General features: G+C 38.0%; 24 protein-coding genes and 2 other annotated features. Of the genes, 1 reads left to right on the forward strand and 23 read right to left on the reverse strand.

Annotated features, from left to right (window positions below):
- Positions 1-27 precede the first annotated feature (27 nt).
- The gene (locus ACFX40_RS11340) at positions 28-516 is read right to left on the reverse strand and encodes a dUTP diphosphatase (protein ID WP_028410531.1); all 489 of its coding nucleotides are present in this window, start codon (positions 514-516) and stop codon (positions 28-30) included.
- Positions 517-648: 132 nt separating this feature from the next.
- Here ACFX40_RS11340 and ACFX40_RS11345 point away from each other — a divergent pair, with 132 nt between their 5' ends.
- On the forward strand, positions 649-1026 hold the full coding sequence (locus ACFX40_RS11345; protein WP_016765696.1) for a hypothetical protein: 378 nt from the start codon (positions 649-651) through the stop codon (positions 1024-1026).
- An 18-nt stretch (positions 1027-1044) separates the two neighbouring features.
- Here the strand turns inward: ACFX40_RS11345 and ACFX40_RS11350 are convergent, their stop codons facing one another.
- The 22 genes from ACFX40_RS11350 to citZ form a co-directional block, all read right to left on the reverse strand.
- Positions 1045-1305, reverse strand: a complete 261-nt coding sequence (locus ACFX40_RS11350) for a DUF1294 domain-containing protein (protein ID WP_028410530.1) — start codon at positions 1303-1305, stop codon at positions 1045-1047.
- Between the two features lie 60 nt (positions 1306-1365).
- A complete protein-coding gene (gene rplT, locus ACFX40_RS11355) occupies positions 1366-1725 on the reverse strand; it encodes a 50S ribosomal protein L20 (protein WP_013059425.1) in 360 nt (119 codons plus the stop codon).
- Between the two features lie 39 nt (positions 1726-1764).
- Positions 1765-1965 carry a 50S ribosomal protein L35 gene (gene rpmI / locus ACFX40_RS11360; RefSeq protein WP_013059426.1) on the reverse strand — a complete coding sequence of 67 codons (201 nt, stop codon included), beginning with the start codon at positions 1963-1965 and terminating at the stop codon, positions 1765-1767.
- Between the two features lie 21 nt (positions 1966-1986).
- Positions 1987-2490, reverse strand: a complete 504-nt coding sequence (infC, locus tag ACFX40_RS11365) for a translation initiation factor IF-3 (protein WP_013059427.1) — start codon at positions 2488-2490, stop codon at positions 1987-1989.
- A gap of 69 nt (positions 2491-2559) precedes the next feature.
- Positions 2560-2682: a sequence feature (ribosomal protein L20 leader region), on the reverse strand.
- A gap of 171 nt (positions 2683-2853) precedes the next feature.
- The gene (gene thrS, locus ACFX40_RS11370; protein ID WP_153253804.1) at positions 2854-4812 is read right to left on the reverse strand and encodes a threonine--tRNA ligase; all 1959 of its coding nucleotides are present in this window, start codon (positions 4810-4812) and stop codon (positions 2854-2856) included.
- 44 nt (positions 4813-4856) lie between these two features.
- Positions 4857-5105 (reverse strand) — a binding site (T-box leader).
- A 60-nt stretch (positions 5106-5165) separates the two neighbouring features.
- A complete protein-coding gene (ytxC, locus tag ACFX40_RS11375; RefSeq protein WP_060745474.1) occupies positions 5166-6026 on the reverse strand; it encodes a sporulation protein YtxC in 861 nt (286 codons plus the stop codon).
- Between the two features lie 96 nt (positions 6027-6122).
- On the reverse strand, positions 6123-7055 hold the full coding sequence (gene dnaI / locus ACFX40_RS11380) for a primosomal protein DnaI (protein WP_016765700.1): 933 nt from the start codon (positions 7053-7055) through the stop codon (positions 6123-6125).
- A gap of 32 nt (positions 7056-7087) precedes the next feature.
- A complete protein-coding gene (locus ACFX40_RS11385; protein WP_028410528.1) occupies positions 7088-8515 on the reverse strand; it encodes a replication initiation and membrane attachment family protein in 1428 nt (475 codons plus the stop codon).
- Between the two features lie 72 nt (positions 8516-8587).
- Complete coding sequence (gene nrdR / locus ACFX40_RS11390; RefSeq protein ID WP_013059432.1) at positions 8588-9049, reverse strand: transcriptional regulator NrdR; 462 nt, start codon at positions 9047-9049, stop codon at positions 8588-8590.
- 243 nt (positions 9050-9292) lie between these two features.
- The gene (locus tag ACFX40_RS11395) at positions 9293-9679 is read right to left on the reverse strand and encodes a hypothetical protein (protein ID WP_013085185.1); all 387 of its coding nucleotides are present in this window, start codon (positions 9677-9679) and stop codon (positions 9293-9295) included.
- Positions 9680-9772: 93 nt separating this feature from the next.
- Complete coding sequence (speD, locus tag ACFX40_RS11400; protein WP_013059434.1) at positions 9773-10153, reverse strand: adenosylmethionine decarboxylase; 381 nt, start codon at positions 10151-10153, stop codon at positions 9773-9775.
- A 422-nt stretch (positions 10154-10575) separates the two neighbouring features.
- The gene (locus ACFX40_RS11405) at positions 10576-11607 is read right to left on the reverse strand and encodes a glyceraldehyde-3-phosphate dehydrogenase (RefSeq protein ID WP_013059435.1); all 1032 of its coding nucleotides are present in this window, start codon (positions 11605-11607) and stop codon (positions 10576-10578) included.
- Positions 11608-11825: 218 nt separating this feature from the next.
- Positions 11826-12422, reverse strand: a complete 597-nt coding sequence (coaE, locus tag ACFX40_RS11410) for a dephospho-CoA kinase (RefSeq protein WP_016765703.1) — start codon at positions 12420-12422, stop codon at positions 11826-11828.
- Between the two features lie 23 nt (positions 12423-12445).
- Positions 12446-13075, reverse strand: a complete 630-nt coding sequence (ytaF, locus tag ACFX40_RS11415) for a sporulation membrane protein YtaF (protein WP_028410526.1) — start codon at positions 13073-13075, stop codon at positions 12446-12448.
- 60 nt (positions 13076-13135) lie between these two features.
- Entirely contained in the window at positions 13136-13969 is an 834-nt protein-coding gene (mutM, locus tag ACFX40_RS11420) for a DNA-formamidopyrimidine glycosylase (RefSeq protein WP_013085189.1), read from the reverse strand.
- Positions 13970-13990: 21 nt separating this feature from the next.
- Positions 13991-16618, reverse strand: coding sequence for a DNA polymerase I (gene polA, locus ACFX40_RS11425; RefSeq protein ID WP_116372542.1), 2628 nt, complete (start codon positions 16616-16618; stop codon positions 13991-13993).
- A gap of 328 nt (positions 16619-16946) precedes the next feature.
- A complete protein-coding gene (gene pnpS, locus ACFX40_RS11430) occupies positions 16947-18719 on the reverse strand; it encodes a two-component system histidine kinase PnpS (RefSeq protein ID WP_098249335.1) in 1773 nt (590 codons plus the stop codon).
- Positions 18712-19428 carry a response regulator transcription factor gene (locus ACFX40_RS11435; RefSeq protein ID WP_013085192.1) on the reverse strand — a complete coding sequence of 239 codons (717 nt, stop codon included), beginning with the start codon at positions 19426-19428 and terminating at the stop codon, positions 18712-18714. The genes pnpS and ACFX40_RS11435 overlap by 8 nt, the downstream gene beginning before the upstream one ends.
- A 178-nt stretch (positions 19429-19606) precedes the next feature.
- Entirely contained in the window at positions 19607-20083 is a 477-nt protein-coding gene (locus tag ACFX40_RS11440; protein ID WP_028410524.1) for a MaoC family dehydratase, read from the reverse strand.
- Positions 20084-20216: 133 nt separating this feature from the next.
- Positions 20217-21155 (reverse strand): malate dehydrogenase, encoded by a 939-nt coding sequence (gene mdh / locus ACFX40_RS11445; protein WP_013085194.1) that lies wholly within the window; start codon positions 21153-21155, stop codon positions 20217-20219.
- A 28-nt stretch (positions 21156-21183) separates the two neighbouring features.
- Positions 21184-22476 carry an NADP-dependent isocitrate dehydrogenase gene (gene icd / locus ACFX40_RS11450; protein WP_255255780.1) on the reverse strand — a complete coding sequence of 431 codons (1293 nt, stop codon included), beginning with the start codon at positions 22474-22476 and terminating at the stop codon, positions 21184-21186.
- A 75-nt stretch (positions 22477-22551) separates the two neighbouring features.
- Entirely contained in the window at positions 22552-23670 is a 1119-nt protein-coding gene (gene citZ / locus ACFX40_RS11455) for a citrate synthase (RefSeq protein WP_016765709.1), read from the reverse strand.
- Positions 23671-23863: the final 193 nt, after the last annotated feature.

The raw sequence follows: 23863 nt of genomic DNA on the forward strand, positions 1-23863 counted from the left end.
GAAGTAAAATTTCCCATCCCTTTATTTCTAGTATCCTTGTTCTTGGCGTTTAAAATTCACTTCATTTTTTGAGATGTATGCTTCTTCAATATGTTCAGCGGAAAAACCAAACATATCGCCAAGCGTCATGTAAGATACAAACATGTCCACATAGTTTTCTTTCGACTGATCCTGCTCGAAAGCTGCAACTTGTGCAAATACCTGTAAAAATTGTGCTGTTTTTGAATCACTTGCTTTTGCATTTGGTAACTCAGTTAAATCATCGTATCCTTTTTCAATCCCTAAAGAAAGGATAAAATGTACGCCGTCCACAAATTCTTCTAAAATAACAGCATCTTCAGCCGGAGGTTTGACGCTCCAAAATTTGAAGCAGCGTGTTTCGTTTGCCAGCTCTCCGATTTCGACAAGCAGTGCTAAAAGCTTTCTCGGAATCAAATCTTCCTTATGAAGCTCATGCTTATCCTCTATATGCTGATCCAGCTGGCGCTGCATGGTAAATAGCTGTTGTAAATTCAATGTAATCACTCCTGTAATTATGTATATCTTCTTCTTTTTAAACCAATAAAGAAATTATATCAAAAATCATGAAACTTTTTAGAAACTCGAACGTAAAGTAAGAAAACTGTGCCTTGTAAAGGAGGGAGCGTTATGTTTGTTATTGTTATCGTTCGCGTGTTCATTTTCGCGCTTGTTGCTTACACACTATTAAAGCTGGTTCAGCATTTTCGCAGTCCAAAGCGGAAGCTTGTAGCAGCTCAGGAACATCAGCAATTTTTTGTCGTTGATGAAAAAACGAATATCCGCAAAAATTTTCTACTAACGTATAAAGGTATTTTATTTGAAGGAGAAAAATACAGCAATCCCAATGAACCAGAATCTTTGTCAATTACAATGGTGTTAACAGATCCATCTCGGTTACACGAACTGCAAAAACAAGATTTCAAGCTGCTGGAAAGCCACGTACACGACATGTATCCAAATGCTCCTATTCGCTGGAAAAGCCCCGTTCGAGAATTTTTACACTGAGCACAAAATCATTTGTGCTCAGCTGATAACAAAAAAGAAAAGTAAGTCAAGAGCAGCAAGAATAGGAAAACCTACTGTAAACGATGTGTGCTTCGTTTTATGACGATAGCAATACATACCAATCAGTCCTCCAAGAGCTCCTCCGATAGCAGCTACCGTCCACAGTGTGCTTTCGGCAATTCGCCACTCATGTCTTTTCGCTTTTTGTTTATCTCTATACATCATTCCTACCCCTACGATATTAATAATAATAAAATAGGTAAGCAGCAGTTCATTCATGATATGTCCTCCAATAGCAAAAAAGCCTCATCATCTAAAGATGACGAGACTTTATATTCATTACTTATCTAAGCCTTTTTTAGCAGCAGTTGCTAATTCAGCAAATGCTTTTTCATCAGCTACAGCTAAGTCAGCAAGCATTTTGCGGTTAACTTCAATACCTGCTAATTTTAAACCGTGCATTAAACGGCTGTAAGAAAGACCGTTCATACGAGCAGCTGCATTAATACGTGTGATCCATAATTTACGGAAGTCACGTTTTTTCTGACGACGGTCACGATAAGCATACATGTGAGATTTCATAACTTGCTGATTAGCAACTTTATATAATCTATGCTTCGAACCGAAGAAACCTTTAGCTAATTTTAAAACTTTTTTACGACGTTTGCGTGTTACTGTACCGCCTTTTACGCGTGGCATAATTGTTTACCTCCTGTATTGTTTCTATCTCAACCCAAATTACTTAATGTTATCTAATAAGTGACGGATACGTTTGAAGTCACCTTTGCTTACTAAAGAACCTTTACGTAATTTACGCTTTTGTTTTGTAGATTTGTTAGCGAATAAATGGCTTGTGTAAGCACGAGCACGTTTTAATTTACCGCTTCCAGTCTTTTTGAAACGCTTTGCAGCGCCACGATGTGTTTTCATTTTTGGCATGGGGTGTTCCTCCTCGTTCTATTACTTTTCGTTTTTAGGTGCCAAGACTAAGAACATGCTGCGGCCTTCCATTTTAGGAGCCGATTCAACTGAACTTACATCTTCGCAAGCTTGTGAAAAACGTTCAAGTACTTTTTGGCCAATCCCTTTATGAGTAATGGCACGACCTTTAAAGCGAATAGACGCTTTCACTTTGTCACCTTTTTCAAGGAACTTGCGTGCGTTACGAAGTTTAGTGTTAAAATCATGTTCATCAATTGTTGGACTTAAACGAACTTCTTTTAAGTTTACAACTTTTTGGTTTTTACGAGCTTCTCTTTCTTTACGTTGTTGCTCATAGCGGAATTTACCGTAGTCCATAATACGACATACCGGCGGTTTCGCATTTGCAGCAACCATTACTAAGTCAAGATTTACTCGTGAAGCAATTTCTAATGCTTCATTTTTTGATTTAATTCCTAATTGTTCACCGTTTTGATCAATTAGACGAACTTCGCGAGCTCGAATGCCCTCGTTTACCATCATGTCCTTGCTAATAAGTAGCCACCTCCAAGGTTTAATGAGCGAATACGCTTGCTTAGACCGATTATTAACTCACACAAAAAAGTGTGAGTACATACTGCACCCACACTTCTATCGTTTTAATTAAGATACGATGTACCTGCTAACTGCTCTATGCGTCACTCAGGTGAGAAGCGGGTGCTTCTTCTTCTGTATAAACAAGTATTCAATTACTTAAGCTATTATAGTATCAACAAAGACAAAAGTCAATGATTTCGTTCTTTTTTCACAACAAAAGTTATTGTATCAAAGGAAAAACATTTATGCAACAGTTTTTTATAAATGTTAGATAAAAAAGCAGAGAATTTCAATTCTCTGCTTTCTTCATTAACGAGATGCTTCTGCTTTTACATTTTGTAAAAAGGCTTGGAAATCCACTGTTTCTGAATTCTGCTCACCATATTTACGTACGTTTACTGCTTTATCCTCTACTTCTTTATCCCCTACAACAAGCATATAAGGAATTTTTTGCATTTGAGCCTCACGGATTTTATAGCCAATTTTCTCATCGCGAGAATCAAGTTCCACACGAATACCGGCAAGCTGAAGCTGTTCTTGTACTTCTTTTGCATACTCAAGGTGAACCGTAGGTGATACCGGAATCACTTGAACTTGTACAGGTGCTAACCACGTTGGGAAAGCTCCTTTGTATTCTTCGATTAAGAAAGCTACAAAACGTTCCATTGTTGACACCACGCCGCGGTGAATAACAACCGGTCGATGTTGTTTTCCGTCTTCCCCTACATACGTTAAATCAAATCGTTCAGGAAGTAAGAAATCCAGTTGAACCGTAGATAGCGTCTCTTCTTTACCAAGAGCCGTTTTAACTTGAACGTCTAATTTTGGACCGTAGAATGCCGCTTCGCCTTCAGCTTCATAATAATCAAGGTCAAGCTCATCCATTGCGTCTTTTAACATGCTTTGTGCTTTTTCCCACATTGCATCATCGTCAAAGTATTTTTCTGTATCTTCAGGGTCACGGTAAGATAGACGGAATGAATAATTTTCAAACCCAAAATCTTTATAAACCGCTTCAACTAAGCGAACCACACGAATAAATTCTTCTTTGATTTGATCCGGACGTACAAAGATATGCGCATCATTTAGCGTCATGCCTCGAACACGCTGAAGTCCTGATAATGCTCCTGACATTTCGTAGCGGTGCATCGTTCCAAGCTCAGCAATACGGATTGGAAGCTCACGATAGCTGTGAATACCTTGTTTGTAAACCATCATGTGATGAGGACAGTTCATTGGACGAAGCACAAGGTCTTCGTTATCCATTTCCATTGCAGGGAACATGTCATCTTGGTAGTGCTCCCAGTGACCAGACGTTTTGTAAAGTTCTACACTTCCGAGCACTGGAGTGTAAACGTGCTGATAACCAAGGCTTACTTCTTTATCTACGATATAACGCTCGATAATACGGCGGATTGTCGCACCTTTTGGAAGCCATAAAGGCAGACCTTGTCCTACTTTTTGAGAATTTGTAAATAAGTTTAGCTCTTTACCAAGTTTACGGTGATCACGTTCTTTTGCTTCTTCAAGAAGACGAAGATGCTCGTCTAAATCTGCTTTTGTAAAGAATGCTGTACCATAAATACGCTGCAGCATTTGGTTATCGCTGTCTCCGCGCCAATAAGCACCCGCCACGCTTAATAGTTTAAATTCTTTAATTTTACCTGTTGACGGCACGTGCACGCCTCGGCAAAGGTCAAAGAATTCGCCTTGTTGGTAAATCGTAACCTTTTCACCTGCTGGAATCGCATCGATCAATTCAAGCTTCAGTTCATCGCCAACTTCTTTAAAAAGTTGAATGGCTTCTTCACGAGAAACTTCTTTTCGTTCAATTTCAATATTTGAATTAACGATTTTTTTCATTTCTTTTTCAATTTTACCTAAATCTTCAGGAGTAATTGATTCTTCCATATCGATGTCATAGTAAAAACCGTTTTCGATAACCGGCCCTACACCTAGCTGTACTTTTGTATCTTTGTATAAACGTTTGATTGCTTGAGCCATTAAATGCGCTGTACTGTGACGCATAATTTCAAGCGCTTCAGGAGCATCTTGCGTAATGATTTCAAGACTGCCATCTTGTTCAATTGGCGTACGTAAATCCAGCAGCTCGCCGTTTACTTTGCCTGCTAATGCTTTTTTCTTTAATCCCGGGCTAATAGAAGCCGCAATATCTTCTGTTGATGATCCTTTTGGATACTCTTTAACAGCTCCATCAGGGAATGTCATTTTGATTACTTCTGACACAACTTTCCACTCCTTTAACATAACTGAATAAACTTTTTGTAAAAACAAAAAACTCGTCCCCTATAAAAAGGGACGAGTTGTGTATACACGCGGTACCACCCTTGTTTCCTCTTCGTATCTTGGATAACCCAAAGAACCCGAAGCGGCTCGAGGTTTTATAACGGAAATTCCGTCAGTAATTACTAGAGGCTCTGCTCGTTTACTACTGAAGTTTAGAGGTGGTAAGAATATATTCCGTGTTAGGAGATTTTCAGCCTGGATCTCCCTCTCTACAAACCGTAAATATACACTCATGTCCTCATCATAACTTGTAACATATAGCTGTTTTTCAATATGCATTTATTATATTCATTTTCAAAATAGAAATCAACCTTTCACGTTATATTTTGCTTTTGATCAAACGGAAATTCATTTTTTTCGTATAACATGACTTTTTCTTGGAAGATATTTTGAATGGTATATACAAAATCATGATCATGCTGGTCGCTATACAGATGAATAGCAGCTGGAGATAAACTTAGCAAAGGCGCGATAATAGTTGAGTCTATGTATAATGATTCTTGTTCAGATAAAAAGGCCTCTGCTAGAGCTGCACATTCACGTTCAGGAACATATCTATTGTTGTGGTCGTACAGTACAAACTTGTTTTTATTCAAGTGCATTACATACACATCGCCTGTAGATGACTGTCTTTCATTAGCTGCTTGACGCAGCTGATGAATAAGAATTTGATAGTCTTGTTCAAGCTTATATTCATCAATCGCCAGCTCGGCATAATAGCGCAGCCGCTCTTGATATTCTTTTAAACGGAATTGGAGAAAAGACTCAAAGGTGAATGTTACATTATGAATGAAGAAGTCTTGAAGAGCCTGGCGGATAAGTAATTCTCTTGGAAAAGAAAATGTTTTTTGAGGGATTTCGCCTCTCTCTCCTTCCATAATCCCCCCCATAATTTGAAGCAGCAAATCTTGCTCTTCCTCTTCTGAATAGAAAAATTGTTCTTTTAATATGTTTACCATCATCTTTTTTTCTTTCTTTTTTAAAATTACGTGTGTTAATACCGGTATCACCATGTCTTGTAAAATGGCCTCTCTATTGTATGTCTCATCAATGACTAAAAGCTGATTATTCACCAGCTTCAAGCACTGTGAACCATATGATAAAGCGCTTCGCTTCGCGCATAAAGACTCATATACAACGACTGCGTCTTCTACATATTTAAAGAATATTTTCATTCCTCATAGCCCCCCTTTGGACACGCTTTATTAATGTATATGGGGCAACATGCAAAAAAATGAGCAAGTCGTTACAAGAAATGTAAAACGACCTGCTCATCTATTTCGTTTATTCTCTCCATTCATTTCAACAGGAACGGCTAGAGACTTAATTCGTTCCATGACACGAGCGGCTTTGAGCTCTTCCTGCTCGCCTCTTTGGGTATAAGTCAAATGATGTTGAAGCTCTTTAAAATTTAAATTCGAGCTGAAAAATGTCGGCAAATTTTCGAGCATGCGAAATTGTAAAATGGTTCCGAGCACATCGTCTCGCATCCAGCTCGTTACGGATTCTGCTCCGAGATCATCAAGCATAAGAACCGGTACTTTTTTGACATACTCTATTTTCTCATTGAAGCTTTGATCTTGAAACGAACCTTTTAACTCACGCAAAAACTCCGGGACATACAGAATGGTAGATTTCACTTTCTTTTCGGCTAACGCATTGGCAATTGCTCCAAGAAAATACGTTTTCCCCACACCAAACGAACCGTGTAAATACAAAGCTTTCATTTTCTTATTTGGCTCATATTCTCGCACAAAATCTCTTACTAGTTTAATGGCCTCAAATCTTCCCTGCTCAATTTCGATATCAGACATTGTTGCCTGTAAAATTTCTTTCGGCACGTACATACACTGAATAAAAGATTCTTGTTCTTTTCGCTCATCTTCTTGTACTTTTCTAGGACAGCGTTCATACTGTAAATCAATATTACGGCCTTTTACAACCAGCTGAGGGTGGTATCCTTTCACCATGTTGACACAGCTTTGCAGAGAAGGACACTTGTCACAGCATTTGCTTTGGTCGATAAATTCATGCATCTTCATCAGACCTCGGTCGACCATTTGCTCATCTAACTCATGGCGATGCTCTTGTAAAAATGTTTTAACTTCAGGATTAGACAGGATACTGTTTCTTAACGCTTCTAAGCGTGCTTTAAAATCCTTTTTGTTCACTAACTGATTTAGTGAATCATTGATAGGCTTCATCTTTTTCACCTCGTCTCTATCATACCTGCTTTTTATTCTTTATGCTTTTGTTTTAGCTCTTGATCTAACTGCTTGAGCTCTTCTTGTAGCTTTCGTTTTTCTTCTTCAAATCCGTCCACTTCTTTTGAAGGCTGCTTTTTCTCTTCTTTTTCTTCATCGCTCAGCCACTCTGGCACCATTTCTTTACGCACAATCTTTCGTCCAGCCGTTTTTTTATTTTGCTTTGCTTCAGTCCAATTCTGATATTCTTTCTGTTCATTTTTAGCTAAATTCATGGCATCTTGAACAGTTTGGACCTTTTTGCGCGCCCAGTGTCCAGCAATTTTCTCTACATAGCTCTTAGACAATTTCATATCGGATCTTAGCATAACATAGTAAATCAGAACATTTACTACCCCTGGTGAAAGTTTTTGGTTAAACATCACTTCTTCAATCATTTGCAAATCTGCTTTTGAAGGCTCTGCTCCCCCGGAAAACTCGATCAAAAGCTGTCGAGGAGAAGTCACTTCAAGCTGTTGAATAAGCTGCTCTTCCTTTGTCTGCGGCTGCTTTTCCTGCATGGTACGAAGCATAGGCGGCTGAATTTGTTCGCTTAGATTTGGAAGTGCTTCTCCATTTTCAAATTGGTAAAAGGACTGTGCTGCTTTTCTAAGCAATTCAATATCAACTTGATCGTTCTCATTTAGCGAATCGAGCACCACATTTTTCATTTGAAGAGGATCGATACCGTATAAAAAAGCTAGTTTTTCAATCGCTTGTTTTACTTTAGATGTAATGGACCTTTTCGAAATCATTGAATCTGTTAGACCTGCTAAAAATAAATCAAAATCAAAGGAATCCGGGCTCATCTCAATAGAAGCGCGTTTGGAGGAATCCACAAAGTCCGTTTGAGCATCAGGAGAAAATACATCCTTGCTTTCAGACTGAAAACTTGGAGCCAGCTCTGTTGCTTTAACTGATTTAAATACATCGTTAAATGAATGCGTGACATCTTTAAACGATTGGTCATCGACGAGTGAATCCGAAAAATAATTTTTCACTTTTTGAAAGATGGATTTTCCAAGTCGGTTATATAAATATACATTTAACACACCGTCGTTAAAAAACTGATGGGGCGTAAGAGGAGGAATGAGCTCATAAATGAACACACGAACATCATCTTCTTCCTTAATATATGTTTTTAACAAACCAATGCCTTCTAATTTTAACCGCTCATGGTAAATAGCTTTCAAATTAATTTGCATCATTGACATTAGATGATGATGTGTAGACTCTTTCCCCCATAAACGGTCTTGTTCCAGCTCGCTCCATAGCGTCATATACAGACCAAAGCAGGTCGTACCCACCAACGGCTGATAGAGCATGGTTAAAATCTTTCGGTCGTATTCCTGCAGTATGCCGTTCGAACGAACAACATAACGATCGACCGGTATCATTTCTTTCCAATGTTGTTCTTTCATGTCGTTCCCTACCTACTTTTAAAGTAATAGAAATGACAAAAAAAGAGCCTAAAGAATACTTCAATAGCTCTTTTACAGTCGTTCCTTCTTAATTAAATCTTTTAATTCATCAATAAATACATTGATGTCTTTAAATTGTCGGTATACAGAAGCAAATCGAACATAAGAGACTTCATCGATAGCAGCTAATCGCTCCATCACCATTTCTCCTACCACATCTGACTGCACCTCTGATGTACCCTGACTGCGCAGCTCTGTTTCAATATCGTGTACGGTATCTTCTAATTGTTTTAAGCTTACTTGGCGTTTTTCACACGCCTTAATTAACCCTCGAAGGATTTTGTCTTTGCTGAACTCTTCTCTCGCTCCATCTTTTTTTACAACAATTAACGGAAGTTCTTCTACTTTCTCAAAAGTTGTAAAACGATAGTGACACTCTTCGCATTCACGTCTTCTACGAATAGAGCGGCCTTCTTCTACAGGGCGCGAGTCCAGCACTCTCGTTCCATTGTAATGACAGGATGGGCACTTCATATTCTCAGCTCCAATAATAAACCTTGTTTTTCTTTTTATTTTCTCTTATATAAGTTAATTTCCATCTATGTTAGCCGGCTATTCGCCATTCATTATGATTTTTATCATCATTTCCTTTAACAAACACGATGCTGTATTAAAGGATTTGCTTTATTCCATCTTATAGAAAACAAGGCTTGAATACAAGTAAAGGAAAAGGAATTTCCCCATTTTATTTCCTGAAATTCAAAAATGACAAGGAACTTACGAAGAAAGAGGAATAAGTTTTTGATCAAAGCTCTTATAAAGCGTACGTACGAGTTCTTTACTAAAACCAAAATCAACCGGCACCACTTTTGATTCTGTTGTAGCAGAAAAATCGATAGCGGTTTCAAGAGGACGTACGTTAATAATGGTAATCACAACAAAAGCTTTTCTTCCTTTTACAACGTTTAAGCTAATTTCTCCTCGCTCTTCATATGCAGCAAGTATCTCTATCCCTTGCATGTGCTTCAACATTTCATGAACTTGCTTAAATGCATTCCCAGCCGTTGTTTTATAATAATGCGTTTTTAGAGTCGGATCTGAATGGTGATCGCTTGTTTCTACATGATTAGAAAATAAAGATTTAACTGCTTGTACTACCCCCATGTTGTTATCCCCTTTGTTTTTGCGTATTAAAAATTTATATACTAAAAAGAGGTGTGTAATACACCTCTTAACTTACGTAATCAATCGACACTATTAAAGTGCATTCGCTTTAGTTTGTTTTACCTGAACAGGACCCATTCCACGTGGCAATTCAATTGTTTCACGTGTCTGTGCACTTAGAGCATCTGCAATATAATCTGCTGCGATTGTAGGATCTAAATGACCACAAGTATAAACATCGATACTTGCATAACCATGCTCTGGGAAGCTGTGAATCGTTAAATGTGATTCTGAAATAATAACAACGCCACTTACACCTTGAGGTGCAAATTTATGGAACGCTACTTCGCGAACTTCCGCACCAGATTTTAAAGCTGCATCAACAAACGTTTTTTCAATATAATCAATATCATTTAACTTATCGAAATCGCATCCCCATAATTCTGAGATGACATGACGACCCATTGTTTCCATAATGATATTTCCCCCTTTAACAATTTTTAATCGTTAAACATGAAGTTCTTTCGCCATATAGCATGTTAACTACCACGGGGGAAAGTTAGTCCAAAGAGGTCCTAACCCTTTAAGTAGCCACATCACCGAAAGGTACACAAGAAGTTCACGAAACATAGTATACTTTGTTTACATTTATTTTGCAATACGTGTTTTGATTTTATTAAAGATTGTTCTTGCAGATAGACCTATACAAATTACCCCTGTATTCTCGTGAAACAGTGTGTAAAAGCTTCTAAACGACTATTAATTTTTTATTAAAATTGAGGAAAATAAACACCCCTTTGCATGCTTATCTTATTGCTTTTCCCTATTCTTTTGAATAAAAACAAAAAAAACAGGGCGATAGCTCCCTGTTTTTTTAAAAGCAATCAATAGCTTTCTTAGCTTACTCTTATTTTTGATCCATTACGCATTTCTGCAGCAATATATCTTACCAAATCGACTACGCGCTGAGAGTAGCCCCACTCGTTATCGTACCAAGCTAACACTTTAATTTTATGATCTTCCATTACGATCGTGGATAGTCCATCTACAATAGCTGAATGAGGATTTGTATTAAAGTCAATTGATACGAGTGGTTCCATTGTTAAATTTAAAATATTCTTTAATGGCCCTTCAGCAGCTTTAATAAACGCTAAATTAACATCTTCCATCGTCACAGGTTTCCTTACATCCACAACTAAATCGACAAGCGATACGTTCGGCGTTGGTACACGAAGCGCCATCCCATGAAGCTTTCCTTTTAAATGTGGAAGAACTAATGAAAGTGCCTTGGCTGCTCCAGTTGTTGTAGGAATAATTGATTGAGCACACGCACGGGCTCTTCGCAAATCTTTATGCGGATTATCGATATTCTTTTGATCATTTGTATATGCATGAACGGTCGTCATTAAACCGTTTTCAATTGTGAACGCTTCGTCTAGTACCTTGACAACTGGAGCTAGACAATTTGTCGTACAAGAGGCATTAGAAATAATGTTATGCTGATTCACATCAAACTCTCGTTCGTTTACGCCCATCACAATGGTAATATCTTCTTGTTTACCCGGTGCCGTTAACACAACTTTTTTCGCACCTGCTTCAATATGTAACTGCGCTTTTTCTCTTGAATTAAATTTCCCCGTTGCTTCAACAACTAAATCAATCCCAAGCTCTTTCCAAGGCAAATTCAGCGGATCACGTGAATTTAATAGCTGAATTCTTTTACCGTTAACAATTAGCGCATCATCATCACATTTGACATCTCCATTAAATGGTCCGTGTATAGAGTCATATTTGATTAAATGTGCTAACGTTTCTGCTGGATAAGATGCATTTATTGCAATAATATCTAAATTTTCCTCTATAATCGCTGTGCGAAACACCATTCTTCCTATTCTCCCAAAACCATTAATGGCAATACGTGCTTTCATGGCTATACCCCTCTCTATATGTGTTATACTATTTAACTTTTTATATTGAATAGTATAACATAAATATTTAAAAAGTGAATAATATTAATTTTTTTTAATAAATTATTTTAATTAAGTTTTACTATATGTATATAGCGAGAACAGATATTTAACACATTCTTTTTTAGAAGTCCTTAAATATTCCCAATAAAAAAAGAGTGAATGCAATCATTCACTCTTTAATCTAGCCATAGGGCTAATATACTTAAAAGCTGTTGTTTTGTTTCCTCTACAGGACCGTTGTTATTGATCACCGCATCGGCTAAAGCTACTTTTTGAATCAAAGGCAGCTGTGCATGGATACGCGCATAAGCATCTTCCGCTGAGAGATTATTACGTGACTTTAATCTTTCTAGCTGCACAGACTCATCGACATATACAACCACTACTTTATCGACTAAGTGTGTCAAATCACTTTCAAACAGCAGCGGAATATCTAATACAACGGCTTCGTAACCTTCCTCTATATAGCTTTCCTTTTGAGAAAGCATTTCTTTTCTTACGGCAGGATGTACAATTGCATTCAACTTTTTACGTTCTTCCTCTTGATAAAACACAATTTCCCCTAAAGCCGCTCGATTGATTTCCGCATTCTCGTGAAGAATAGAGCGGCCGAACGTCTCGACAATTTGTTTGTATGCTTCTTTTCCTGGTTCTACGACTTCTTTTGCAATGTGATCAGCATCAATTACCGGAATATTGATATCTCGTAGCATTCCGGTTACCGTGCTTTTTCCGCTTGCAATTCCGCCCGTTAATCCAATTACAATAGACATTGGTCTCTCCTTTATCTCTTTATTTAAAATCTAAAAATACCTAAAATAATGAGCAGAACTCCTGGTACAAACGAGAACATTTTCATCCATGATAAACGTGAAAAAACCTTGCCAAACTGTATGCCCGCACTTAAAAAAAGAGAACTCATAAGAGCTACAGCAATTGCTAGAGCATACGGCGAATAACCTAATAAAGCCGCTCCAAACCCTGCTCCAAATGCATCAAGAGATAATGCAATTCCAAGTATAAATGCTTCAATTCCATTGATGGAACCTGAATTATCTAAATCTGCTGCAATTGGCTTTTTCAATACGTTAATGACTAGGCCAATTGACTTAATTTCAATTTTCACTAATGTTTTTTCTTCTTTCACTCGAGATGAATCTGCCGGACAAAAAAACTGGTATAAAATCCACATCCCAAGCAGAACAAGAATACCTCCGCCTACTTTATTTAGTACATCCACTGAAAATAGATGCGTAAGTACTTTTCCTAAAAACATAGAAAACATTAAAGAAAATGCTGAGCAACATGAAATAATAAAAATGGATTTCAGCGGGATTTTCACCTTTCGAAGTCCGTACGTCAGGCCAACGCTAAAGCTGTCAAGACTTACGGCAAAAGCAAGAATAAGTAAAGAAAATGTTATCATGATGAGAGGACTCCTTTCCTTTCTGTCTATACGTAGTATATGAAAGGAGCCCATCCATTGTTATTTTTTAGCCGGCTGACAATTTGGGCAGATATGTGTTCCTCTACCGCCTACAACAAATTTTTCAATTGGCGTACCGCACATTTTACAAGATTCGCCTTTTCTTCCGTACACATAAAGCTGCTGCTGAAACATGCCTATTTGTCCCTGTGTATTTACATACGTGCGAATCGTGCTGCCTCCTTGTTTCACAGCTTCTTGAAGAGTCGCTACAATTTCTTTGTACAATTTTTCATACTCTTCGTCTGTTAATTGGCTGGCCACTCGTTCAGGATGAATCCCTGCGCGAAACAGTGCTTCATCTACATAAATATTTCCAAGCCCAACCACGACATTTTGATCGAGTAAAACCGGCTTGATTTTTCGAGAAGTTTTGCCGATTCTCATTTTTAATTGACTTGGATTAAATGTTTCGTCAAACGGTTCAGGTCCAAGGCCAATAAGAGGAGGAAACAGATCTTCCTCTCCCTTTTTAAATAAGTGCATAGTACCAAACTTCCTTACATCCCGGTATCGCAATTCTGTTCCATCGGTGAAGTGAAAAAAGACGTGTACATGCTTATCTGGTTCTTCTGCATTCTCATGGAGAGCATATTTACCTTCCATACGTAAATGAGAAACCATGGTATAATCATCGAGCACAATTTTCAAAAACTTACCTCTGCGTTCAACATCTCGAATGGTTTGTCCAACAAGCGCGTCACAAAACTGTTCAACTTGTTCAGGACGTTTGATAATATTGGGCCATTTAACTGTTACACGCTCAATGGTCTTTCCACTGGCTAATTCAATTAACGTACGTCTGACGGTTTCAACTTCTGGTAATTCTGGCACGTTTGTCACATCCTTTTTCCACTACTTTGCTTCGTACCAAGTCTTTCCGTAAGAATAATCTACTTTCAACGGAACTTCTAACTCTAAAGCGTTCTCCATTACTTCTGGTACGATTTTCTCTAAAATTTTAATTTCTTCTTCTGGGGCTTCAAAAATCAGCTCATCGTGTACTTGAAGCAGCAGCTTAGCCTGAAGATTTTCATCTTTTAAGCGCTTATCCATTTCAATCATTGCTTTTTTAATAATATCAGCTGCCGTCCCTTGGATAGGCGTATTCATCGCCGTACGCTCAGCGAAGCTGCGGAGGTTAAAGTTTCGGCTCGTGATTTCAGGCAAGTAACGTCGGCGGTGCAAGAGCGTTGTTACATATCCCTTTTCTTTTGCATCGCGTACAATCGTATCCATATACTCCTGTACACCAGGGAAGCTTTTTAAATAGCGTTCAATAAAAGTAGCCGCTGCTTTTCTTGTAATTCCTAAACTTTGCGATAAACCGTAATCACTAATGCCATAGACGATTCCAAAGTTAACTGCTTTAGCCTGACGGCGCATATTCGACGTTACTTCTTCTCTTTCGACGTGGAACACATCCATCGCTGTTTTCGTATGGATATCTAAGTCATGCTTAAACGCATCGATTAGCTTTTCATCATCTGCAATATGAGCCAGTACGCGCAGCTCAATTTGTGAATAATCCGCCGCAAATATTAACCAATCGGGCTGTGAAGGCACAAACGCACCTCTTATTTTTTTACCTTCTTCAAGACGAATCGGGATGTTTTGCAAGTTAGGATCTACTGAGCTTAACCTTCCCGTTTGAGTTAATGTTTGATTAAAGCGGGTATGAACTTTTCCATCGCTTTCATGAATAACCTTTTTTAATCCTTCAATATACGTAGACTGTAATTTTCCTAGCTGACGGTATTGTAAAATCTCTGGGATAATATCATGGGTACTAGCTAATTGCTCTAATACATCAGCTGATGTGGAATAGCCTGTTTTTGTTTTCTTTATGACTGGAAGCTGCATTTTTTCAAAAAGAACAACTCCTAGCTGCTTTGGCGAATTAATATTAAATTCTTGTCCAGCGTATTCGTAGATTTTCGCTTCAATTTTTTCAAGCTGTTCTCGAAGATCTTCGCCCATTTCATCTAAACGCGCCCGGTCAATTTTCACCCCTTGATATTCCATATCAGCAAGGACAATGGCAAGAGGCATTTCAAGCTTCTCAAACAGCTCAAACTGTTCATTTTCAACCAATTCTTTTTCTAACACTTCTTTTAAATAAGCGACGGCGGCTGCTTTTCTTATAACATGCTCAGCTAGCTGATCAGCTTCCGCAATGCTTCGCTTAGCTCCTTTTCCATACACAGCTTCATCTGATTGCACTTGATGATACCCTTTTAATTTTGCAATTGTCGCTAGGTCATCATTTGCCTCAGCAGGATTCAAGATGTAAGAAGCAATCATTACATCATGTTCAATTCCTTTAATTTCATGCCCCGCCCATTTTAACGATACAATCGTGCGTTTTCCATTAAACACCGTCTTTTTTACACGTTCATCTTCTAACCACGCTTTAAATTTAGAAGATGAAAGAGCTGTATCTTTATCAATAAAATAGTGGCCATTTTTGTTGCTGATTCCAAAACCGAGCAGCTGATTGTGATGATAGTTTTCTTCATACCCTTCTACGATCAGAGCTGCTTCGCTTGTTAACATATCATCGTGAACTTCCTGCGCTATTTCAAACGTCAGTTCTTCAAAATCTGCTTCCTCTTCTGCTGATTCACCAAATTTAGCAAGCAGAGAATTAAACCCAAGCTCTTTAAATAATGAGATGACCTTTGAAGATTCAAACCCGTCATACTTTGCATCTTCTACAGATACTTCAAGAGGCGCTTCGCAATAAATCGTTGCAAGCTTTTTACTCATGATGGCTGATTCACGATTATCTTCTAGCTTTTCTTTTAATTTTTTACCGCTGACTTGATCGATAGATTTCAATACATTTTCAACCGTTTCGAACTCTTTTAATAGCTTTAAGGCTGTTTTTTCGCCGACTCCGGGCACGCCTGGGATATTATCCGAGCTGTCCCCCATAAGGCCTTTCATATCAATAATTTGTGCAGCCGTAATACCATACTTTTCATCAATGGCTGCAGGCGTATAGGAATCGACATCCGTAATTCCTTTTCTCGTAATATCTACGGTTACATGTTCTGACACAAGCTGAAGTAAATCTTTATCTCCGGAAATGACTTTTACGGCCATTCCTTTTTGTTCAGCTTGTTTTGAAAGTGTACCGATAATATCATCTGCTTCATAATCAGGCAGTTCATAACGCTTAATCCCATATGCATCTAATAACTCACGAATAAAGGGAAACTGCTCTGAAAGTTCAGGAGGCGTCTTTTGTCTGCCTCCTTTGTATTCTGTAAATGTTTTGTGACGAAACGTTGTTTTCCCTGCGTCAAATGCCACAAGTAAATGCGTCGGCTTCTCTTCCTCTAAGATACGTGTCAGCATTGTAGTAAAGCCATATATGGCATTTGTATGTATTCCTTTATCATTGTTTAAAAGCGGCAAAGCAAAAAATGCACGGTAGGCAATACTATTCCCGTCAATTAATACTAGTTTTTGTGTCATTCATGTTCCTCCATTTCGCTCTCTTCTTATCTTACCTTTATTTTAGCAAACAATAAGCTTTAAGAACAAAAAGTACTCTTGAATTCAACGTTTTATTTTCATGTGGTGATAAGATTTGTACATCATAAAATAAAAACACCGCCTAGTTATTTTAGGCGGTGTAACATGTGAATGGATAGAAATTGTCAAAAAGAATCGGCGAAAATAGCACGGTTAAAGCTATTTTCGCCTTACACATTGGCTCCTTGGATGAAGGGGTTTCCATGAAAAATTGTATCAATTAATTATTAAGCTACATTAAATAAATTGTAAAAGGAACGTAAACATTTTACATCTGCGGCAAATACTTGTGCAGCTTGACCGAAAAAGTTGTCCCTTTATTGACTTCACTTTTCACTTCAATTTCCCCTTTATGAGCTTCAACAAGATGTTTAACAATTGCTAATCCAAGACCTGTTCCTCCAGAATTACGGCTTCTTGCTTTATCTACTCGGTAAAAGCGCTCAAAAATACGTGAAATTTCATCAGAATCAATACCGATACCTGTATCTTGAACATGAACTGTAATCGTTTCTTCTTCCTCTTCAAGCGAAACGTGAACAGTTCCTCCAGGCATTGTATACATGAGCGCATTGCCGATTAAGTTAACAAACACTTGCATAAGGCGCTGACTGTCACCATCAATCCACGCTTCTTCAGGAAGCGTATCTAACGTTAGCGTGATTTCTTTTTCAGTCGCTCGGTTTGATAGCACTATCGTCACTTCGTAAAGAAGCGTATTCAGATCTACTGAATGAATACTTAGTTTAAACCCTTGCTGTTCAACTTTAGACAAATCTAAAAGATCTTGAATCAAGCTCTCCATGCGCTGACTTTCCGTTAAAATGATAGATAGAAACTGCTGGCGCAGCTGTGGATCTTCCATGGCACCGTCTAACAATGTCTCACTAAACCCTTTTATAGACGTAATAGGAGTTTTTAGTTCATGAGACACATTCGCTACAAAGTCACGGCGAACTTGTTCTAGCTTTTTCAGCTCAGTAATATCATGGAAAACAAGCACAATCCCTTTCCATTCATCGTTTAAGCCAATAATCGGCGCTCCGTAAACATCAAAATATCTTCGTTCAATATTTAAAGGCAGAACCACTTGTTTTCGAACCTTTACTTCCGTCATAAATATTTTTTCCACAAGCTTAATGATTTCTTTATGCTCAAATACCTCGTAATACAAATGATAAAGGAAGTCATCCGGATGTATATGAAACTGCTCTTTATAAGCTCGATTTACTAAGTTTATATAGCCTCTACTATCGATAAGAAGCATACCGCTTCCCATATTTTCAATTAGCGTGCGCAGCCTGTCCTGCTGCATTTCTTGATTAGTGATAGACTCTTGCAGATTACGAGCAAGTGCGTTAATAGACTGACTCAGCATCCCTGTTTCATCTACATAATCTTCATATGTACGAGCTTTATAATTCCCTTTTGCAAGTTCCATAGCCACTTTGGTTGCCGATTCAATAGGACGGGTATAGCGTCCCATAATCTTTACACCTAAGAGTAAAATCACAATCAAAGCTAGACCTAAGCTTCCAATAAGAAGGCCCCAAATTTGCTGATTTACTTGTTTTAATGAATCAAACGATGTACTCAGCACAACAAATCCCTCTTGCTTACCTTCTATAATAAGCGGGATACCATAGTAATATAAGTCGTAATCTTCTTTAATTTGATCAAAGCTTTTTTTACTGTTTAACTGCTTTTTTAATACTTGTTGGATTACGATACTTTTTTCGATTCTTTGCTGCTTGCTACCTGGATTTGAGTCAACTAATATTTTTCCGTCTTTTTGAACGATAGTCGTTCGTACACTTAACGAATGGCTGATTTGATCAACTTTAGATTTTAAAGCAGGACTTGTGATACCTTCTTCGCTAATGTACATTTCTACAAGCTTTGCCTCTTTTTCCATTCGCTCTTGAAACGTCTGAAAATAAAAGTTTTTAAACAACTGTCCCAGCAGCAGGCCAAGACCTACTAATACAATAATAATAAGTACTAATAGAGCCAAAAGTAGCCTTGAACGAAATTTATTCATCTACCTTTGGTTCCTCCAGTTTATATCCTAATCCTCTAATCGTTTTTATATAAACAGGTTTTCGCGTATTATGTTCAATTTTCTCACGCAAATGGCTGATGTGCACATCTACAATTCGCGTATCTCCAGCAAAATCATAATTCCACACTGCACTTAGCAGCTGATCACGAGTTAATACCCGTCCTTTGTATTTTGCCAAATATAATAATAACTCAAATTCTTTTGGAGTAAGCTCAAGCTGCTCTTGATTAAAGTAGGCCTCATAATGATCTGGAAGAATTTTTAAATCACCGATCATGATGCGTTCGCCATCTTCCTCTTGTTCATTTTCCTGAGCAATAATTTGTGTTCTGCGTAAAATGGCTTTTACACGCGCTACTACTTCTCGAGGACTAAATGGTTTCGTCATGTAGTCATCTGCGCCAAGCTCTAACCCTAATACTTTGTCGAACTCATCGTCTTTTGCAGTTAACATTAAAATAGGCGTCATCACTTTTTGCTGACGAAGCTTTTTACAAACTTCGATTCCATCCATCTTAGGAAGCATCAAGTCTAACACAATTAAATCCGGTTTTCCTTCTAGTGCCTTGTTGTATCCTTCTTCCCCGTCTTCAGCTGTTTCTACTGTAAAGCCAGCTTGTTGTAAATTATATTGTAATAATGTTGAAATTGATTGTTCATCATCTACGACTAATAATTTCTTACTCATATTAACGATATAAGCCTCCATCTAGTTAAATTAAACCGCAGCTTCATCCAAATGATATTATTTTCTATTTATCTTCTCTTATCATACAATGTTTTAGCCTCGTTCTCCAATACATTTCAACATTTTCAGAAAATAGGGTCAAAGAGTTTCTTCTATACTTATAAATATTTACGGCATTTTAAAAATTTTCAAAGTCGTGTGTCTCCACTGATGGAAGTCTAAACGGCGGATACACAAGAAACTGCGCCGTTACTACTTTCTCTTTTTGCTCATTGACCGCTTCCACCTCAATCGTAACAGTTCTAGAAGAAACATCTACCTCTGTCACTTCAAATAAAAATTCAATCGTGCTATAGTGATGAATCTTTTTGGGGAAGGCTACCGTATGTTCTGCAACGTGGCTTCCAGGTCCGGGCAAATACTTCGAAATGGCTGCTGTCATAATACCAGTAATCATAATACTTGGCACAATAGGTTTCTTAAAAGGTGTCTGAGATGCGTAATCATGCTGAATGTATAAAGGGTTAGAATCATTTGTCAGCCCTAAGTACAATAAGATATCTTTATCTTCAATTCGTTCAGTTAGCGTTAATTTTTCTCCAACTTTTATATCTTCAATACTTCGACCTATTTTTTGTTTTTTACCTAATACCATCATCATTCCACCTTTTGTATATAGTAATAGCTTTTCTTTATATACAAGAAAAATTCGAGGTTTCCCCCGAATTTTCCTTGTGAATATTGTTTGAATATTGATAAAAACCTATACTCAAACCTATTTTATTGTATTAAGCTAATACACCCATGACAGTTTTAACTGATTTTGCTGATTGATCTAAAGAAGCTTTTTCAGAATCAGTCAGTTCTAATTCAATTACTTGCTCAATTCCTGCAGCTCCTAATACGGTTGGAACACCTAAGTAGATGCCGTTATAACCATATTCACCCTCTAGGTAAGCAATCGCTGGTAAAATACGACGCTGATCTTTTAAGATCGCTTCTGTCATTTCCACTAAAGAAGCAGCAGGAGCATAGTACGCACTTCCGTTGCCTAATAAGTTAACGATCTCGCCGCCGCCTTTGCGTGTTCGTTCAACAATTGCTTCAAGGCGCGCTTTTGGAATAAGCGTTTCAAGAGGAATACCGCCAGCATACGAGTAGCGTACAAGAGGTACCATATCATCGCCATGTCCACCAAGTACAAAACCTGTGATATCTTTTACCGAAATGTTTAACTCCTGCGCTACGAACGTACGGAAACGTGCAGAATCTAATACACCTGATTGACCGATTACGCGGTTTTTAGGAAAACCAGATTCTTTAAATACTGTGTACGTCATAGCATCTACCGGGTTTGTTAACACGATAATATGACAGTTTGGTGAGTATTTAACAACTTCTTGAGTAACAGACTTCATGATCTTTTGGTTCGTTGTTACTAAATCATCGCGACTCATACCTGGCTTACGCGCGATACCAGCTGTAATAATGACAATGTCAGAATCAGCTGTGTCTTCGTAGTTGGCTGTTCCTGTAATGTTAGCGTCAAATCCTTGTACAGGACTTGCTTCTAACATATCCAGCGCTTTACCTTTAGCTGGATTTTCTAATTGCGGAATATCAACTAATACAACATCAGCTAACTCTTTTTGACCAATTAAAAAAGCAGTTGTAGCTCCTGTAAAGCCCGCTCCGATAACAGATACTTTTTTACGCATATTTGCCATTATAATTCCTCCCCTAAATGAATAGCTATTAAACTGTTACTTGTTTTCCTAGATTGCTAATTAATTCATCAGCGAACTCTGAACACTTCACTTCTGTTGCGCCGTCCATTAAACGTGCGAAATCATATGTTACTACTTTTGAAGCAATTGTTTTTTCCATTGATTTCATGATTAAATCCGCTGCTTCATTCCAGCCAAGGTGTTCAAGCATTAACACACCTGATAATAATACAGAAGATGGATTTACTTTATCTAAACCAGCATATTTAGGTGCTGTACCGTGAGTTGCTTCAAAGATAGCATGTCCAGTTTCATAGTTGATGTTTGCTCCTGGAGCAATTCCGATACCACCAACTTGCGCTGCTAATGCATCTGAAATGTAATCTCCATTTAAATTCATTGTTGCTACTACATCGAATTCACGTGGACGAGTTAAAATTTGTTGTAAGAAGATATCAGCAATTGAATCTTTTACAATAATTTTTCCTGCTGCTTCTGCTTCTGCTTGAGCTTTGTTTGCAGCCTGTGCACCTTCTTTTTCAACGATGCGGTCATATTGAGCCCAAGTAAATACTTTATCGCCGAATTCTTTTTCAGCTAGCTCATAGCCCCAATTTTTAAATGCGCCTTCTGTATATTTCATAATGTTACCTTTGTGTACAAGCGTAACAGACTTGCGTCCTTGTTCAATTGCATAGTTGATTGCTGCACGCACAAGACGCTCTGTTCCTTCAGAAGAAATAGGCTTAATACCTAATCCAGAAGTTTCAGGGAAACGAATTTTATTTACGCCTAATTCCGTTTGTAGGAATGAAACAAGCTTTTGTACTTCTTCAGAACCCTTCGCATATTCAATACCAGCATAAATATCTTCAGTATTTTCACGGAAGATAACCATATCTGTATCTTCAGGGCGCTTAATTGGAGAAGGTACGCCGTCAAAGTAGCGAACAGGACGTAAGCATGTGAATAAGTCTAATTCTTGACGCAATGCCACGTTTAGAGAACGAATTCCACCGCCTACTGGTGTTGTTAATGGTCCTTTGATTGCAATTATGTATTCGCGAATTGCATCTAACGTTTCTTCCGGTAACCATTCGCCAGTTTGATTAAATGCTTTTTCACCTGCTAATACTTCTTTCCAAACGATTTCTTTTTCACCATTGTATGCTTTTGCAACCGCTGCTTCTAATACGCGAGAAGCTGCTGCCCAGATATCCGGACCAATTCCGTCACCTTCGATAAATGGAATAATTGGGTTATTTGGTACGTTTAATACGCCGTTTGCTACAGAAATTTGTTCACCTTTTGTCATGAGAATGACCTCCTTAAAAAATTTGTCTACTTTCACTTATGGAAAAGTGCTCAACGAACGTGAGCACCTTCGTCACATTGTTTAGCTGCGCTCTTCAAGCGGAATGTACGTTTGTTTTCCAGGACCGATATAATCAGCTCTTGGACGAATCAAACGATTGTTTGAATACTGCTCTAAAATGTGAGCAATCCATCCTGATACGCGGCTTACGGCAAAGATCGGAGTAAATAGATCGTGATCAATCCCTAAGCTGTGGTATACAGAAGCTGAATAGAAGTCAACGTTTGGCGGAAGCTTTTTCTCGCCTGTTACGATCTCTTCAATTTTTACTGACATATCGTATAGCGTTGTATCTCCTGCTTGTTTGGTAAGTTTTTCAGACATTTCTTTCAAGTGCTTGGCACGAGGATCACCCTGTTGATACACACGATGTCCAAATCCCATAATCTTTTCTTTTTTCGCGAGCTTTTCGCGAATGTAAGGTTCTGCGTTTTCAACTGTTTGAATGTCAGACAACATTTTCATAACAGCTTCATTCGCTCCCCCGTGAAGAGGACCCTTTAACGCTCCAATAGCGGCTGTAATTCCTGAATAAATATCGGATAACGTTGCCACACAGACACGAGCTGTAAAAGTTGAAGCATTTAGCTCATGGTCAGCGTGTAAGACAAGTGCTTTATCAAATGCCTCTACTTGGATATCAGTTGGCTCTTCGCCGGTTAACATATATAAAAAGTTAGCGGCAATGCTATAGTTTTCGTTTGGTTCAATTGGCTCTAATCCGTTACGGACTCTTGAAAAAGCCGTTACCACCGTTGGTAATTGTGCTTGCAAACGAACAGCTTTGCGATAATTTGCTTCTTCATCCATTAAATCAGCTTCAGGATCATACAACCCCAATAGTGATACGACTGTTCTTAAAGCTGCCATTGGATGAACATCTTTAATTGGATAAGTTTTGAAATGATCTAAGACTTCTTGGGGTAATTTAGCGTTTTCTGCTAGTAATCTAGAAAACACAGATAATTCTTCTTTGTTAGGTAATTTTCCGTGCCATAGTAAATACACCACTTCTTCAAATGTTGCATAATTCGCTAAATCATCAATATTGTAGCCTTGATATGTTAAAGTGTCATCAATAATTGAACTTACTGCTGACGTTGTAGCGACTACCCCTTCTAGACCTCGAGTTGCTGTCATAAATCTCCACTCCTTTACAGAAAAAATTCCCCATACCTTTCTGTGTAAAACGTGAAAAACAAAATTGAGCCTCTGCTCAACTAGACATTAAATGATATACGAAGCGCCTCTTTTGAATATATATCTTGGAAGAACATTCCTTTACCCCACGTAAAGAAAATGCTTACATTTCCATTTGTTTCAATAACACACA

The sequence above is a fragment of the Priestia sp. YIM B13552 genome (assembly GCF_042787775.1).
GTDB classification, from domain to species: Bacteria; Bacillota; Bacilli; order Bacillales; family Bacillaceae_H; genus Priestia; species Priestia megaterium_E.

Excerpts from the sequence above, each read along its gene's own strand:
- ACFX40_RS11345 (WP_016765696.1), top strand. The coding sequence starts at position 649 with ATGTTTGTTATTGTTATCGTTCGCGTGTTCATTTTCGCGCTTGTTGCT.
- ACFX40_RS11350 (WP_028410530.1), bottom strand. The coding sequence starts at position 1,305 with ATGAATGAACTGCTGCTTACCTATTTTATTATTATTAATATCGTAGGG.
- rplT (WP_013059425.1), bottom strand. The coding sequence starts at position 1,725 with ATGCCACGCGTAAAAGGCGGTACAGTAACACGCAAACGTCGTAAAAAA.
- rpmI (WP_013059426.1), bottom strand. The coding sequence starts at position 1,965 with ATGCCAAAAATGAAAACACATCGTGGCGCTGCAAAGCGTTTCAAAAAG.
- infC (WP_013059427.1), bottom strand. The coding sequence starts at position 2,490 with ATGATGGTAAACGAGGGCATTCGAGCTCGCGAAGTTCGTCTAATTGAT.
- thrS (WP_153253804.1), bottom strand. The coding sequence starts at position 4,812 with ATGTTAAAGGAGTGGAAAGTTGTGTCAGAAGTAATCAAAATGACATTC.
- ytxC (WP_060745474.1), bottom strand. The coding sequence starts at position 6,026 with ATGAAAATATTCTTTAAATATGTAGAAGACGCAGTCGTTGTATATGAG.
- dnaI (WP_016765700.1), bottom strand. The coding sequence starts at position 7,055 with ATGAAGCCTATCAATGATTCACTAAATCAGTTAGTGAACAAAAAGGAT.
- ACFX40_RS11385 (WP_028410528.1), bottom strand. The coding sequence starts at position 8,515 with ATGAAAGAACAACATTGGAAAGAAATGATACCGGTCGATCGTTATGTT.
- nrdR (WP_013059432.1), bottom strand. The coding sequence starts at position 9,049 with ATGAAGTGCCCATCCTGTCATTACAATGGAACGAGAGTGCTGGACTCG.
- ACFX40_RS11395 (WP_013085185.1), bottom strand. The coding sequence starts at position 9,679 with ATGGGGGTAGTACAAGCAGTTAAATCTTTATTTTCTAATCATGTAGAA.
- speD (WP_013059434.1), bottom strand. The coding sequence starts at position 10,153 with ATGGAAACAATGGGTCGTCATGTCATCTCAGAATTATGGGGATGCGAT.
- ACFX40_RS11405 (WP_013059435.1), bottom strand. The coding sequence starts at position 11,607 with ATGAAAGCACGTATTGCCATTAATGGTTTTGGGAGAATAGGAAGAATG.
- coaE (WP_016765703.1), bottom strand. The coding sequence starts at position 12,422 with ATGTCTATTGTAATTGGATTAACGGGCGGAATTGCAAGCGGAAAAAGC.
- ytaF (WP_028410526.1), bottom strand. The coding sequence starts at position 13,075 with ATGATAACATTTTCTTTACTTATTCTTGCTTTTGCCGTAAGTCTTGAC.
- polA (WP_116372542.1), bottom strand. The coding sequence starts at position 16,618 with ATGACACAAAAACTAGTATTAATTGACGGGAATAGTATTGCCTACCGT.
- pnpS (WP_098249335.1), bottom strand. The coding sequence starts at position 18,719 with ATGAATAAATTTCGTTCAAGGCTACTTTTGGCTCTATTAGTACTTATT.
- ACFX40_RS11435 (WP_013085192.1), bottom strand. The coding sequence starts at position 19,428 with ATGAGTAAGAAATTATTAGTCGTAGATGATGAACAATCAATTTCAACA.
- ACFX40_RS11440 (WP_028410524.1), bottom strand. The coding sequence starts at position 20,083 with ATGGTATTAGGTAAAAAACAAAAAATAGGTCGAAGTATTGAAGATATA.
- mdh (WP_013085194.1), bottom strand. The coding sequence starts at position 21,155 with ATGGCAAATATGCGTAAAAAAGTATCTGTTATCGGAGCGGGCTTTACA.
- citZ (WP_016765709.1), bottom strand. The coding sequence starts at position 23,670 with ATGACAGCAACTCGAGGTCTAGAAGGGGTAGTCGCTACAACGTCAGCA.